Below are 13,798 nucleotides of genomic sequence, written 5' to 3'. Positions count from 1 at the left end.
GGCCGTGCCCAGAGTAATTTTTCCCTACTGGAATAGTAGAATGGCAATTTCGAGTTTGAGATCAGCTTCAGTGATGTGCGCTGTTTGTAAAAACTCATCGGGAATTACTCAACTCATAATCCAAAATTCCCTTTAATATCAATTTTAATATCAATTTGTGTCAACCCATCGCCGTCTGATGCCGTGATGCCCGCAGTACTGGCGGATGGGGGTGCCAACCCGTTGGCTGGTCATAGCAGGTATCATAAAACTTTAGGCGAATGGGCGTAGCAGCAAATGAGTAGGGATTTTCTCGCAGGACTGAATCCATCACAACGGCAGGCGGTGGAGCACTATTGTGGCCCGATGTTGGTGGTGGCAGGCGCCGGTTCCGGGAAAACTCGCACGCTCACCTATCGCATTGCCCATTTGATTCGCCAGCATCAGGTGGCACCAGAAAATATCTTGGCGGTGACGTTTACAAATAAGGCCGCCCGCGAAATGAAGGAGCGGATTGAAGCTCTCTTTGGTCAAGAGGTGGCTCAGCAACTCTACGGGCGGGACTGGCTGGATCTCTCTCCTCTCGAACAACAGCGGGTGCGATCGCGAGTCTATCAAACGTACACGAAGCCCCTTTGGATTGGCACGTTCCACAGCCTGTGTGCCCGACTCCTGCGCTTGGAAATAGAGGCCTATCAACATCCCCAAGGGTATCGCTGGACGCGGCATTTCACCATTTTTGATGAGTCAGATGTGCAAAGTTTGATTAAGGAAATTGCCACTGCGGAACTCAATCTCGATGAGCGCCAGCATGATCCGCGCGGTATCCGCTACAAAATTAGCCATGCCAAAAACCGAGGGCTAAGCCCCGATCAATTGGAGCAGGAACAGCGATCGCCCGCTGGCCGGGTGGCCGCCGAGGTTTATCGTCGCTATGAGGCAACCCTTGCCCAGAATAACGCCCTTGACTTTGATGATTTGATTTTGCGAACGGTGCAGCTGCTACAACAGCACCCCGAGCGCCTTGAGTATTGGCATCAGCAATTCCAACATATTCTGGTGGATGAGTACCAAGACACCAACCGCACCCAATACGATCTCATTCGGCTATTGGCCACCAATGGTACGCCACCGCAACAGTTTCAGAATTGGGGCGATCGCTCGATTTTTGTCGTCGGCGATGTCGATCAGTCCATTTATTCCTTTCGCTGCGCTGATTTCACTATCCTGATGAATTTCCAGCAGGATTTTGGCGATCGCCTGCCCGATGACGATAGCCGCACAATGATCAAGCTAGAGGAAAACTATCGCTCTGTTGCCAACATTTTGCAGGCCGCCAATCATCTCATTGAGCACAACAACGAACGCATTGCTAAAGTGCTGCGTCCCACCAAAGGAGAAGGCGCTCCCATTTACTGCGAGTGTTGCCACACTGAAACCGATGAAGCCTCTTTTGTTGTCCAAACCATCAAAGCCTTGGGCAGTCAATCCCTCGAACCCCAATGGGGACGGTTTGCCATTCTCTACCGCACCAACGCCCAATCGCGCCCCTTTGAGGAGGCCTTAGTTCGCGCCAACATTCCCTACACCGTGGTTGGTGGTCTCAAATTCTATGAGCGCAAGGAAGTCAAGGATGTTCTCGCTTATTTGCGGCTGCTGCAAAACCCCCAAGACACCGTGAGTCTGCGGCGAATTATTAACGTGCCACGACGCGGCATTGGCAAAACCAGTTTGGATCGCCTCAGTGACGCCGCGCAAACCCTTGGCATTTCCCTATGGGATTTAATTGCCGATACCGAATCCATGACGCCCTTGGCCGGGCGAGCCAGTCGTGCCGTGCAGCAGTTTGTGACCCTCATGACCCGCCTGCGATCGCTAGTGGACGACATTGAATTGCCTGAACTGGTGAAAACCGTGATTGAAGAGACAGGCTACCGCCGCGAACTCGAAAACGAAGACACTAAGGAAAGCCTAGAGCGACTGCAAAACCTAATGGAATTGGTTAACGCTGCCCAGCAATTTAGCGAAGAAAACGAGGGGGCAAGCCTCAGCGATTTTCTCAACAGTTCTGCCCTTGCCTCGGATTTGGATACCTTGCAGGAGGGAGAGGGCGGCGTTTCCCTGATGACCTTGCATGCCGCTAAGGGGCTAGAATTTCCCGTTGTCTTTTTGGTGGGCATGGAGCAGGGACTCTTTCCCAACTTCCGCAGTCTCAACGACCCCATGGCCCTTGAAGAAGAACGCCGCCTTTGCTATGTCGGCATCACCCGTGCCCAAGAACAACTCTTTCTCACCTTTGCCCAAAGCCGTCGCCGCTACGGTGGCAGTGAAGATACGATTCCTTCGCAATTTTTGACAGAGCTACCCCCAGAACTGCTGACAGGGAATGTTCAACGACGACCCAAAATGGCTGCTGTCACGAAGCTATCCCCCGCACGGTTGAGCAAGGCTGCTGCCTCTGGTTGGCGGGTGGGCGATCGCATTCTCCATCCTGTCTATGGCGAAGGGGAAATTACCCATGTCTTTGATACTGGCCCGAAGCTCTCCTTGGCGATTCGTTTCCCACGTCGCGGGCAAAAGGTGGTGGATCCCCGCCTGACACCCCTTGAGCGGCTATAAATCGAGCGAACCGATCCGAGCTGAACAATATGAAGTCTTATTGCAGGATGCGGCTGTTTGGGTGCCACTCACGCTTTTTGAGCGTCATGATAAGCATGAACCTATAGGAACTTCCCGTGAGCAAGAGCATTATTGCAGCAACGCTGCTTGCCCTCAGCGCTGGGGCGCACACCTACGCGATCGCCCCCCAAATGCCCACAATGGTCGCTCAGCCAGCCCAACCCGCAGGCACCACCTTCTATGCTGATATGGGCGAGGGTCTATTTCGCATCAGTGGTCGCCCGAATCAAAAAGTAACGTTTATGAGCATTGCCATTGATCCACAAAAGGTGGCGGATATCAATATGCAACTGGCGGATGGCAACTATATTGGCTTTTCTGGCAACGTCATTCAGCAGGATGCCTACAATCTGCGGATTCGCTTGACCAGTTCTGGTATGGCCGATGCCAATGGCACCCTCAATCTCCGTTATGGCGGTCAGCAGTCCATTCTCAACTTGGCAGGCAATGGTCAATTGGATGGTCAGCCCTTTGTGCTCACCTTCCGAGGCAAGATGAAATAATGAGTTGACAGAATTCCACCAAACCCAAGATAATAAAAGATCGCTGACCAAATCTATCACGAGCGGAACTGGCGGAATTGGTAGACGCGCTAGATTCAGGTTCTAGTGTCCGCAAGGACTTCGGGGTTCAAGTCCCCGGTTCCGCATCCTAGGAAGCCTGCAAAGTAGGGTACGATAGAAGCATTGGCTTCTGTGCGCTGTCATTATGGCTTTTTCGTCCATTGCCGTTCGCGAACTCCCCATTTTTCCCTTGCCGGATGTTGTGCTCTTTCCGGGGCGACCACTGCCACTCCACATTTTTGAATTTCGCTACCGCATCATGATGAATACGATTCTTGAGAGCGATCGCCGCTTTGGCATCGTGATGTGGGATCCACAAACGGGACGGCCAGCCACGGTGGGCTGTTGTGCGGAAGTGCGTCGCTACGAACGGCTTCCCGATGACCGCATGCTCATTGATTCCTTGGGTCAGCAGCGGTTTCGCATCTTGGACTACGTGCGCGAAAAACCCTACCGCGTTGGACTGGTGGAGTGGATTGAGGATGAACCCACCAGCATTGATCTGCGCCCCTTGGCCAAGGAAGTGCGGCAACTTCTTGAGGATGTGGTGCGCCTCTCAGCAAAACTGACGGAACAACCCATGGAGCTGCCCCCCGATGTGCCCACGGCTGCCCTTGAATTGTCCTATTGGATTGCCAGTAATTTTCGCGGTGTGGCTCAGGAGCAGCAACGTCTTCTAGAGCTACAATCCACCTACGATCGCCTACTGCGGGAAGCAGAAATTTTAACCACCACCCGCAATCACTTAGCCGCACGGACTGTTCTTAAGGAGACCTTCAAATAGGCAGTGCCCTGCACCATTGAATATGCTAGGCTGGAAATCCTGATGATTTTGCACCATCTGCCTTGCTGGGGAGAAAACCAATGAGCCGTGTTTGTCAACTAACTGGAAAAAAAGCCAATAACGCCTATGCCATTTCCCACTCCCACCGGCGGACGAAAAAACTGCAAGAAGTGAATTTGCAATGGAAACGGGTGTGGTGGCCAGAAGGCAACCGTTGGGTGCGGCTGCGCCTCTCTACCAAAGCCATTAAAACCCTTGAGCGCAAAGGCCTGAGTGCATTTGCCAAAGAAGCGGGGTTGAATCTCAACAAGCTCTAAGGCATTGCCCAGACTCAAAGATCCACGCGGCCATAGCGAGCGAGGATGTCCCGCTGGCCAGTCTGTTGCTGCGTTTGCCAAGCCCACAACTGATCCCCAAGGGAAAAGTGCCACCACTCGTTAGGATGGCGCTGAAAACCGGCATAGCGCATTGCTTGGTAGAGAATTTTGCGGCGTTGGCTAAAGCAGGCGGCATTCGTCTGCTCAGGATGGCGATCGTAAAAATCGGGAAAGGAACGTTCAGAAACTTCATCAATGACACCCCCCATCTCCAAAGGATGGCCTGCGGGGTCAGCGAGGGTGAGATCAACAGCAGCACCGGTACTGTGGGGAGGTGGTTGCTGAGGGTCTGAACTGGGCACCGCCCAAAATTGATCAACCTGTTGCCAAATCTCGCGGGCGATCGCTGGCTCAAGTTGCTGCGCATCATACCCCCGTTCTTGACAAAGGGTAGCGAAGGTATGCGCCACCATGAACTGCTGTACCGCAATTGGCCGGTAGGCATCAAAAATTGCGAGTTGCCAGCCGTAAGGTTCTAGGAACGCTTGGGCGCGCTCAAGGGCAGCAATGACCCCCACCCGCAACCAAAAGGGAGAGGCTTTGCCATAGGGGGCACCTCGGCTTTGATAGGGATGGGGTTGCAGCCGCAGAAAGGTAGGTGGAATAGGCGCTAGGGGTTCCCCACACTCTGCAATAGGAATCTTGGTATAGGGCTTATCCCCCATTGGGACTAGGACTTGGCTTCGCGATCAAGGGCGAGTTCAACTTGCTTAAACTCTTGTTCGAGGCGGGCTTTCAGCTTCTCCGGGAGGGGACGATTGGGATAGGAACTGTAGTGACCCGCGAGGGAGTTAAGGGCAGTTTGCATCGTCATAAAGGAAGAGAGCGATCGCAGGGAGTCATCGCGACGATAGAGGGCAAAGAAGTCATTGAGTTTTTTGCGAGCCTCTGCTTGGGCGGCCTTTTTGTTGGGGTCATTATCTGGTAGGGCGATCGCTTCGCGCAGGCTACTGATCAGCGCAAGGGTATCTTCACGGAAATTTCCCGTTAGCCCCGTGGGCACATTAGCACAACTGGTCAGGAGCAGTGACACACTCAGGAAAAGTGCGCAAACCATCGCCCAAAAACGTTTCATAGCAAACCCCAAAACAAAATCGGTCTCAACGTACCCATGAGGCTCATCTTAGCAAGGATCTGCCCCTAGAGTCTCAAGTTTGGCGATCGCCCTTTTCGAAGATAGGGGGTTCGTCATCTTTCAGATTGAACTGTTTTGAACAGGTTGTATCCCTAGTGAAAAGAGTTGCATTTGGGGGATGATGATCTCAGCCATGATGAATGCTAGCTGATCACAGGGGTGTAGGAACGCGGTTGGCAATGACCATCTACTTTTATCGCGTCAAGGATGCCTACGGCAGTTTTTCCAATTTCTCTCCCCACGGGTTTACCCTCGAGGGCTATTACTGGCCAACAGCGGAGCACTACTACCAAGCCCATAAATTCTTTGGCACTGCCCATGAAGCCTTTGGTCATACTATTCGCACTGCCCCAACTCCTGAAGCCGCTGCCCAACTCGGTCGCAGTGGTCGTTACCCCGTTCATCCTCAGTGGGATCAACTGAAACAGGCAGTGATGTGGCGTGCCCTTGTTGCCAAATTTACCACCCATCCCGACCTACAGGAACTGCTCTTAGCAACTGGGGATGAAGAATTGGTCGAAGATTCCCCCGTAGATCGCTATTGGGGCTGTGGTAGCGATCGCCAAGGCTGTAACTATTTGGGACGGCTGCTGATGCACCTGCGGCAGTGTCTGCGCCAAGGGGCAGATCTTCACACCTTCACTCCTCTGCAGGATTGCTCATTTGGCTAGATGCCATGACTTTTGCCCACCACCCAATGGCGACGGAAAAAACGGGCAAGGCTAGATTCTTGCAGTTGCAGACAGATGGGGCGACCATGGGGGCAGGTGTGGGGTTGACGGCAGCGGTACCACTGATCCACAAGGGTTTGCATTTCCGCAAGGGTGAGGGGCGTGCCGTTACGAATGGCACTGCGACAGGCAACGGCCACCTTAGCAGCGGTCAGATCCGCCACTTGGCTGAGTTCAATCAGGGCAGCTACTACATCGGGGCGATCGCGCAAGAGAGCAGGCACACGGCGCACTGCCCAAACCTGTACCCCAAAGGGGGCGATCGCTAACCCCCAGTCTTGAAGGCGTTGCACTTGCGTTTCCGTGAGGGAGTCCACCAACACCGGCTGCTCTAGCTCCACCACCTGCCAATCTGTTTCAATTTGCTCGTACAGCACGCGTTCATGGGCAATGTGCTGCTCAATCAACCAGATGCCTTCGGCGTGCTCAACAATAATGTACATGTTGTGCAATTGGCCAACCACTTTCAGGCTTGGCAAGGAAACTTGAGCTGAATTGGGCGATAACAGCGTCCGATAGCGGTTTGGTGGTTCAGCCGCCTTGAGCACCTGATAGCTGCTGGCATCACTCAGGGGGATTGAGGGGCAGGCAAGGAGTTGGCCAATGCGTTCTACCAAGAGGGCTTGCCATTGCTCTGGTTCCCGTAGATAGATCGTGCGCTTTTGGGGTTCTGCTGACCAATCAATCGCCGCTGGGGGTAAATGGAGATGGGCAATACACAGGGGAAAGCGCTGCCGAGGTAGGCCGCAACCAAAGGCCTCAAGAATCACCTGCTGCCACGAGGGATCACTGTGCAGTTCCACCCAACGGCCATTGACAGCCACCCCTAAGCCATCAGGGCGGGGACGATGGTGGCGATCCGGCGGCGCCAAGACCAGTTCAATTTGGGCATCGCTCATTTGGCGCAGATCTTGGGGATGGAGTTGTGGGATGAGTTGCAGCAGGCGATCGCCCAAAGACGTCACTGCCGGCCAGTGGTGCCAGCGCTTGCTATCCTTAAGGAGATGCCAAGCCACTTGGGGAAAACACAGGGCGATTTCCTGAAGCCGCCGCTGTACCTGTTTCGGATTTGCTCCCTGCTGACGTTGCGGCCAGTCCTGAAAAATTTGCTCAGCAATCACGCGAGTCCCCACGGCCATTCCCAGAGGACGCTGGCTGCGCACTTGACCCTGGGCATCATAACTCACTTGCCAACCGGTCTCCGCCTCACGGTGGCGACTGCAAATCGTTAACTGTGCCATTTGCGCCAAACTGTGGAGGGCTTGACCGCGAAATCCCAAGGTTGTGATGTCCGCCAATTCCCCGCTGGGGGGCAACTTGCTGCTGGTGTAGGGGAGAGCCACTTGGGTGAGATCTGCCCAGCGAATCCCTTCGCCATTGTCTGTGACCTCAAGATGCCATGCTGAAGGGCGCCAGTGGAGGTGAATGCGACTCGCCCCGGCATCAAGCGCATTTTCCACAAGCTCCTGTACCACTGTGGCGAGGGAGTCCAGGGTTTCAGCGGCAGCGATCGCCCGCTGCATTTGGAGCGGCAAGGGGACAACCGTGAGGCCATCACTCATGGCAGCCATTCTTGAGCAACGTCAAAAATTTGGTGGGCCAGAATTAACTTTGGTACCTTGGCAAGATCGCGCGATCGCCCCTGCCGATCCAGAACCACCGCTGCGTTTTCGCTACTGCCAAAGCCACCATCGGCTTGATCCACCGCATTGGCAACTATCAAATCCAAGCCCTTGCGTTCTAGCTTTTCGCGGGCGGGCGTTACAATATCCCCCGTTTGGGCAGCAAAACCAATCAGACGTTGGTGGGGTTGGCGCATCTGAGCCACCGCTTGCAAAATATCGGGCACCGGACTCAGGGGTAAGGCGGTAGGCAACTCCGATTTCGGGAGCTTTCCCGACCACTGTTGGGCCGGGCGGACATCGCCAACGGCGGCAGCCATCACCAGCCAATCGGCCTCTGGCCACACCTCAAGGACAGCTTTGCACATTGCTTCGCTACTGATTGCTTGAATAGCGCGTACCTGGGCTGGGATCGGCTCGGCGATCGCCCCATAGATCAAAGTCACCTTGGCGCCGCGATGCAGGGCTGCCCTTGCCAGAGCGATCCCCATTTTCCCCGTTGCCGGATTACCAATGAAGCGCACTGTATCCCAATACTCGCGGGTGCCACCGGCAGTAATCAGCAGATGTTTCCCCGCCAAGTCTCGTTTGCCGTGGGTATAGGCCAAGGAGTCCAAATAGGCAATGATTTCCTGCGTCTCCGCCATCCGCCCCACACCGACGCTGTCACAGGCCAAGCGGCCATAGGCCGGGGGTAAGCAATGATAACGGGGCTGTTGTTGCAGTTGTTGCCAATGGCTCTGTACCGTCGGTTGCTCCCACATGGTCGTGTTCATGGCCGGTGCCACCAAGATGGGTATTTGGGAGGCCAGCACCGTACTGGTCAGTAGGTTATCCGCCAAACCCAGCACCAGCTTTGCCAACGTATTGGCCGTGAGGGGAGCAACCAACATCAGCGTTGCCTTTTCTGCCAGTTCAATGTGTAGCGGTCGCGGCGCTTGGGGATGCCAAAAATCCGCATCTGTGAGTACCGATCGCCGGCACAGGGTCGAAAGGGTCAACGGCGTAATGAACTGCGAGGCGGTCTCTGAAAGGATGGCAGACACTTGCCACCCCGCCTTTACTTGCGTGGAGATCACATCACAGATTTTATAGGCAGCAATGCCACCCCCCACCCCCACTAATAGATGGGGAACTGCCCTAGGACTCGTCAAAGGCTTCTAAATCCAGAAGATACAAATAAGGCTCTACCAGCTCTGGCCGCTGAAAGGCAATGGAGCGCAGCAGATGCCAGTCTTCAAGGGCGGCAAAGGGTGTATCGTAATCATCCTCCTCAAGCCGTCGTGCCAAGGCAGCCACCTCCTGGGGGGTGAGGTGATTGATATACTCCTGAGTGTAGTGGTGAGTTGTTTGCATACCCCCTCCTGCAGGACGCCTAAAGAGTAGTCCTACAACACTAGTTTACATACCCCTTGGCCTCAACCCCAAGATTGAGGAGCTAGACTAAAAAAGCTACTGCCCTGCGGGGTACGATGTCCCTAGCCGGTTTTACCCCTGCCTATGACCAATCCCCAATTCTTACGAGTGGTTGCTCTGTTGAGTCTAGGGGTAGCAACAGCTGTTTTTATAGAGTGGGTTCTCGCTGCCATCACTTCCCACTCGCCTCTCTTGGTCGGTATTGATATTTTTGCTGCCATCGCCCTTGGGTTAACCGCATTGGCCATCACCCTCATGGGATCTAGGGGCAGAGATCGAGAATTAGCATGCCTCCCCCAGCTCTGTGGCCTAGTGCTTGTTCTCATGGGGATGGCAATTGCCGTAGCAGTTTTCAATGCTCAGGAAATCACTGCTCCGTGGCAAGCTCTATCTTTGCCGGCCTACACCAGTTTGCTACGGCCTGTGGCCTTTATAGGGCTAGGGGTGGCCCTGTGGGGGGTCATGGGGGAGTCAAGTTGGCAAGTGATTTTCGGCCAAGGTGGGGCAATCACAAGTGCCTGTCTGCTGTTCCTTGAGGTATTGGCCGGTCTGTACCAATTGCCGCTGTCTCTTAGTACCTCTGCCCTTGGCCAAATCCTCGCCTGCGTTCTTCTTGGGCTGCTGAACCTCTGCCTTATCGAATGGCATCCCTCCCGAGGGGTGATGCGTTACTTCAGTTCACAAAAGATAGGTGGCCTACTTTTGCGGCGATTGTTGCCTTGGATCATCCTTGGTCCCCTCCTCATTGGTTGGGTAATTCAATGGGTGCACCACGATCGCCTATGGCTTTCGGAGCGCTTAGCCCAAGAGGTGCAGATCATCAGTATCATCGCTTTTTTGGTCACTCTTTTAGTTATTGAGGCTCAGCATCTGAACCAAGTAGAGCAGGAGCGGCAGTCATTTTGGCGCGCCTACACTGAAATGGACGAGGTGTTCCGCAACAGCCTGCTTTTATCACCGCTGCCGATGGCGTTGGTGGCGGCGGATGGTCAACTGTGGTTGATGAATCGGGCATGGCAAGAGCAAACCGGCAGCAGCCCAGAGGAAACCCTCACATGGGAGGGGTGGTTGGCAATTGCCTTTCCTGAAGCAGCGCAACGCCAGTGGGCGGCCACAGAATTCCAACGCTGCCTTATAACGCAGGCACGGGTTGAGCATGGGGATGTGTGCATCCGCACTCGCGCCAAACAAGAGCGTATTTGGCAGATGGTTTCCCTGCCGCTGCAACTGCCCAACAGCAACCAACAGTTCATTTTACTGACGGCAGTGGATGTCACGCGACAACGGCAGCTGACCCAGCAACTTGCAGCCCAGCGAACGGACCTTGAGGCGCAGGTGATTGCCCGCACCCTCGATTTGCACAAAGTCAATGGGGAACTCCACGCCGCCCAAGAAAAGCTCAATCAACTGTTGGATCGCGCTGATGCCTTTGTCAGTGAAATACGGCTCTTTCCTGATGGCTCTTGGCGCTATGAGTATCTCTCCCAAGGGCACCTGCGCATTCTCGGCTACAGCCCCTTTGACTTTCAAGAAGACCCGAATCTTTGGCGATCGCGGGTTCCCTCCGAGGACTGGGAAGCCTATCATCGTCCCTTTCGCGAGAAATTACTCCAAGAAGGCTGTGCCCACACCGAATATCGCTTTCAACATCGCGACGGCCATGAGGTGTGGATTTCCCTCAATGCCACCGCTGAACCTCAAGGGGATGGCAGTTACCTGATCACCACGGTGGGGGTGGATGTCACCCAACGCAAAAAAGCCATGCTAGCCCTAGTGGAAAGTGAAACCCGTTTTCGCCAGATGGCCGATGCCTCACCTTTGATGATCTGGCTGGCAGATAGCAAAGGCACCATTGAGTTTGCCAACCAAACCATTTGCCGCGTCTTAGGCGCCTCCTTAGACCAAATCCTTGGCTGGAACTGGTTAGACCTTGTCCATCCTGAGGATCGGGAGCGCACCGAGCAGGCCATCCGTCTTGCCGTTGAGCAGCAGCAAAGCTATGAAATTGAGCACCGCCTGCGCAATGGCCAAGGTGTCTATCGCTGGGTACTCAAGCAAGCGGCACCCCGCTATGCCGAAGACGGCACTTGCATTGGCTACCTTGGTTCCTGCTTGGACATCACCAACATCAAGCTAGCGGAGGAGAAATTGCGGCAACTGGCTTGCCAGGATAGTTTAACGAATCTCCCCAATCGCACCTTCCTCACAGAAAAAATTGATCAACTGCTGGCTGCCTACCACCGCGGTGACATTCCGCCCTTTGCCGTTTTGTTTTTGGATTTGGATCGGTTTAAGGTCATCAATGATAGCTTGGGTCATGATGCCGGCGACGAGTTACTTCTAGAAATTGCCCATCGCCTTCGGTCGAGTATGCGCCAGCAGGACACCGTTGGCCGATTGGGGGGAGACGAGTTTATTGCCATCCTCGAACACATTGAGGGTCTCCAGCAGATTTATGAGTATGGCGATCGCCTGCGCCATTGCATTAGTGAACCCTATGTGCTCAAGGGCACTGAAGTAAGTGTCAGCGTCAGCATTGGCATCGCCATTGTTAATTCTCGTTACCGCACTGCCGGTGAACTGCTGCGGGATGCTGATATTGCCATGTATGCTGCCAAGGGGCAAGGGTGCAACGGTATGCAACTCTTTGAATCGGAGCACCACCAAGCGGTTTACACCCGCTTACAACGGGAACAGGAATTTCGCCGTGCCCTAGAGCAGGAGCAACTAGCGCTCTTCTACCAGCCCATTGTCAGCCTCAGTCAGGACAGCCTTGTTGGTTTTGAAGTATTAGTTCGCTGGCAGCATCCCGAAAACGGTTGGATCAGTCCGGCAGAATTTTTGCCCTTGGCTCTGGGGTTGGGTCTAGCCACAAAACTGGATCAATGGGTTCTGCAAAAGGCAATTTTCAACCTCTACCAATGGCAACAGACACTGGGTTCTCGGGCTGCCGACTTCACCCTCAGTGTCAATATTTCCAGTGCTTTCTTTAATTCTGGCCAAATGGTTCCTTTGCTCAAGCATCTGTTGCCGCTCTATGGGATTCGCGGCCAGCAAGTGATTCTGGAGATTACCGAGGAAGTGATCATGCCCGATTCAAGGTTTGCCCAAGAGCAATTGGAGGCGCTCCAAGCCCTTGATATTCGCTGTGGCATTGATGACTTTGGCACTGGCTATTCCTCCCTCAGCCGCCTTAGCCAACTGCCGTTGTATACCCTAAAGATTGACCAGTCCTTTGTCCGGGACATCGAAACCAATTTCCAAAATTTAGAAATTGTTCGTGCCATTATTAGCCTCGCCCGAGCCCTGCAACTAGAAGTGGTTGCCGAAGGCATTGAACATCTCTCCCAAAAGCAGTGCTTGCAGGCGTTGGGCTGTCAGCGGGGCCAGGGGTTTCTCTTTGGTAAACCCCTCTCTGAGGAGCAAGCGCACCAGTTACTACAAGCGAGGATCACGCCTTGTCAAACGGAAAGCAAATAATTGTTGCATCAAGACCGCTATCTAGGGGTTAGCAAAGCCCTTTGGCTATCTTAGATAAAGACCGCTGAGTGGAGAAGCCCGATGACCCAGCCGCTGATTGCTAGCCTCATGCTGAGTCTTTCCCTTGGGGGAGCGATCGCTCCCTTTGCCGTTGCCCAAGCAACTAATCCTGAGCCTGTCAGCATTGTCGAGCTCGTTCGCGCCCGCAACTATGCCCGCCAAGCCGCAGAACGTATCAATGGCGGATTAAGTCGCTATCGAGCCGATCAGTCCCTGCATGGGCCTGTCCGTGAAGCCCCCTATGTGCGCAATGCCGACGGCTCCTACACGTTTCGGATTTTGGGCCATCGAGTCAGCAATGGCGTGCCCGCATCCCTGCCCAGTATCGAAACTGTCGTTACTGTGGCTGCCGATGGTCGCACCACCATTGACTACAACGGCCCAATTCGCAACTAACTGACCAAGCCATCGCCTTTGGCTAAAAACTCCTTAAGGAACCAGCGATGTTTTTGGTGGGTTTGCACCAAACGGGTGTAGAGGTCAGCCGTACCAATGTCGCCCGCCTCAGTGGCCACTTCTGCATCTTGGTGCATCTCGGTAATGATCAGCTCATGGTTAGCGATCGCCTCCTCAATCATTTGCTTGACCGTGAGTTGGCCGCTTGAGGGGGTTACCGTTGCCACTTTGAGATAGTCTGCGGGGTCTGCCACTGGCTGGCCATCAAGCATCAAGCTACGCTCAGCCAGTTCATCAATCATGGCAAAGACTTCTGTTCCCTGTTCTTCAAACAGCAGGTGCAACTCCCGAAACAAGGGGCCATAGGTTAGCCAGTGGTACTTTTTATAGTTCAGATACAGGACAACCGCATTGGCCTGTTCCCGTTTCAGGGTGGCTAGCACTTGCTCTTTTAGTGTGATTGTTGCAGTCATAGTGGTCTCCTTTGACAGTTATCGAACTGTCCTGTCTATTTATCATACTCATAACGAGTACGTTTTAGCAACCTAGAGGGTGCTACTGCCATTCTATTGACAT

General features: G+C 54.0%; 13 protein-coding genes and 1 tRNA gene. 8 read left to right on the top strand and 6 right to left on the bottom strand.

Going from position 1 to position 13,798, the window contains the following annotated elements:
- Positions 1-276 precede the first annotated feature (276 nt).
- From pcrA to rpmB, 5 genes are all read left to right on the top strand, one after another.
- Positions 277-2,598, top strand: a complete 2,322-nt coding sequence (pcrA, locus tag RHJ02_RS10480) for a DNA helicase PcrA (RefSeq protein WP_206200113.1) — start codon at positions 277-279, stop codon at positions 2,596-2,598.
- Positions 2,599-2,714: 116 nt separating this feature from the next.
- Entirely contained in the window at positions 2,715-3,161 is a 447-nt protein-coding gene (locus RHJ02_RS10475) for a hypothetical protein (protein ID WP_206200112.1), read from the top strand.
- 62 nt (positions 3,162-3,223) lie between these two features.
- Positions 3,224-3,307: transfer RNA gene (locus RHJ02_RS10470), tRNA-Leu, on the top strand.
- Between the two features lie 59 nt (positions 3,308-3,366).
- Complete coding sequence (locus tag RHJ02_RS10465) at positions 3,367-4,005, top strand: LON peptidase substrate-binding domain-containing protein (RefSeq protein WP_149819234.1); 639 nt, start codon at positions 3,367-3,369, stop codon at positions 4,003-4,005.
- Between the two features lie 80 nt (positions 4,006-4,085).
- Positions 4,086-4,322 (top strand): 50S ribosomal protein L28, encoded by a 237-nt coding sequence (gene rpmB, locus RHJ02_RS10460; RefSeq protein WP_149819231.1) that lies wholly within the window; start codon positions 4,086-4,088, stop codon positions 4,320-4,322.
- A gap of 14 nt (positions 4,323-4,336) precedes the next feature.
- Here the strand turns inward: rpmB and RHJ02_RS10455 are convergent, their stop codons facing one another.
- Both RHJ02_RS10455 and psb27 read right to left on the bottom strand, forming a co-directional pair.
- Positions 4,337-5,047 carry a M15 family metallopeptidase gene (locus RHJ02_RS10455; protein WP_206200111.1) on the bottom strand — a complete coding sequence of 237 codons (711 nt, stop codon included), beginning with the start codon at positions 5,045-5,047 and terminating at the stop codon, positions 4,337-4,339.
- Positions 5,048-5,052: 5 nt separating this feature from the next.
- Positions 5,053-5,457 (bottom strand): photosystem II protein Psb27, encoded by a 405-nt coding sequence (gene psb27, locus RHJ02_RS10450; RefSeq protein ID WP_206200110.1) that lies wholly within the window; start codon positions 5,455-5,457, stop codon positions 5,053-5,055.
- 239 nt (positions 5,458-5,696) lie between these two features.
- On the opposite strand from psb27, the gene RHJ02_RS10445 reads away from it, so the two are divergent.
- Complete coding sequence (locus RHJ02_RS10445; protein WP_310453466.1) at positions 5,697-6,188, top strand: NADAR family protein; 492 nt, start codon at positions 5,697-5,699, stop codon at positions 6,186-6,188.
- Here RHJ02_RS10445 and mutL read toward each other — a convergent pair.
- The 3 genes from mutL to RHJ02_RS10430 are packed head-to-tail and all read right to left on the bottom strand — an operon-like array spanning position 6,185 to position 9,226.
- Positions 6,185-7,810, bottom strand: coding sequence for a DNA mismatch repair endonuclease MutL (gene mutL, locus RHJ02_RS10440; RefSeq protein ID WP_310743015.1), 1,626 nt, complete (start codon positions 7,808-7,810; stop codon positions 6,185-6,187). The two genes, RHJ02_RS10445 and mutL, sit on opposite strands and share 4 nt — an antisense overlap.
- Complete coding sequence (coaBC, locus tag RHJ02_RS10435; protein WP_310744522.1) at positions 7,807-9,024, bottom strand: bifunctional phosphopantothenoylcysteine decarboxylase/phosphopantothenate--cysteine ligase CoaBC; 1,218 nt, start codon at positions 9,022-9,024, stop codon at positions 7,807-7,809. Before coaBC ends, mutL begins: the two co-directional genes overlap by 4 nt.
- Complete coding sequence (locus RHJ02_RS10430; RefSeq protein WP_206200107.1) at positions 9,011-9,226, bottom strand: DUF2555 domain-containing protein; 216 nt, start codon at positions 9,224-9,226, stop codon at positions 9,011-9,013. Before RHJ02_RS10430 ends, coaBC begins: the two co-directional genes overlap by 14 nt.
- Positions 9,227-9,370: 144 nt before the next feature.
- On the opposite strand from RHJ02_RS10430, the gene RHJ02_RS10425 reads away from it, so the two are divergent.
- Together RHJ02_RS10425 and RHJ02_RS10420 are read left to right on the top strand one after the other, a co-directional pair.
- Complete coding sequence (locus RHJ02_RS10425) at positions 9,371-12,766, top strand: EAL domain-containing protein (protein ID WP_310800195.1); 3,396 nt, start codon at positions 9,371-9,373, stop codon at positions 12,764-12,766.
- Positions 12,767-12,847: 81 nt separating this feature from the next.
- A complete protein-coding gene (locus tag RHJ02_RS10420) occupies positions 12,848-13,222 on the top strand; it encodes a hypothetical protein (protein ID WP_206200105.1) in 375 nt (124 codons plus the stop codon).
- Here the strand turns inward: RHJ02_RS10420 and RHJ02_RS10415 are convergent.
- Positions 13,219-13,695, bottom strand: a complete 477-nt coding sequence (locus RHJ02_RS10415) for a Dps family protein (protein WP_206200104.1) — start codon at positions 13,693-13,695, stop codon at positions 13,219-13,221. The genes RHJ02_RS10420 and RHJ02_RS10415 overlap by 4 nt on opposite strands.
- Positions 13,696-13,798: the final 103 nt, after the last annotated feature.

Source organism: Thermosynechococcus sp. TG215 (genome assembly GCF_031583455.1).
Taxonomy (GTDB): domain Bacteria; phylum Cyanobacteriota; class Cyanobacteriia; order Thermosynechococcales; family Thermosynechococcaceae; genus Thermosynechococcus.
Note: the sequence above shows the minus strand (reverse complement) of the source record. Positions and strands in the feature narration are given on the sequence as shown.

What these genes read in the sequence shown, in the direction of transcription:
- RHJ02_RS10455 (WP_206200111.1), bottom strand. Translation starts at nt 5,047, where the DNA reads ATGGGGGATAAGCCCTATACCAAGATTCCTATTGCAGAGTGTGGGGAA.
- RHJ02_RS10445 (WP_310453466.1), top strand. Translation starts at nt 5,697, where the DNA reads ATGACCATCTACTTTTATCGCGTCAAGGATGCCTACGGCAGTTTTTCC.
- mutL (WP_310743015.1), bottom strand. Translation starts at nt 7,810, where the DNA reads ATGAGTGATGGCCTCACGGTTGTCCCCTTGCCGCTCCAAATGCAGCGG.
- RHJ02_RS10415 (WP_206200104.1), bottom strand. Translation starts at nt 13,695, where the DNA reads ATGACTGCAACAATCACACTAAAAGAGCAAGTGCTAGCCACCCTGAAA.
- RHJ02_RS10465 (WP_149819234.1), top strand. Translation starts at nt 3,367, where the DNA reads ATGGCTTTTTCGTCCATTGCCGTTCGCGAACTCCCCATTTTTCCCTTG.
- RHJ02_RS10420 (WP_206200105.1), top strand. Translation starts at nt 12,848, where the DNA reads ATGACCCAGCCGCTGATTGCTAGCCTCATGCTGAGTCTTTCCCTTGGG.
- pcrA (WP_206200113.1), top strand. Translation starts at nt 277, where the DNA reads ATGAGTAGGGATTTTCTCGCAGGACTGAATCCATCACAACGGCAGGCG.
- RHJ02_RS10425 (WP_310800195.1), top strand. Translation starts at nt 9,371, where the DNA reads ATGACCAATCCCCAATTCTTACGAGTGGTTGCTCTGTTGAGTCTAGGG.
- RHJ02_RS10430 (WP_206200107.1), bottom strand. Translation starts at nt 9,226, where the DNA reads ATGCAAACAACTCACCACTACACTCAGGAGTATATCAATCACCTCACC.
- rpmB (WP_149819231.1), top strand. Translation starts at nt 4,086, where the DNA reads ATGAGCCGTGTTTGTCAACTAACTGGAAAAAAAGCCAATAACGCCTAT.
- psb27 (WP_206200110.1), bottom strand. Translation starts at nt 5,457, where the DNA reads ATGAAACGTTTTTGGGCGATGGTTTGCGCACTTTTCCTGAGTGTGTCA.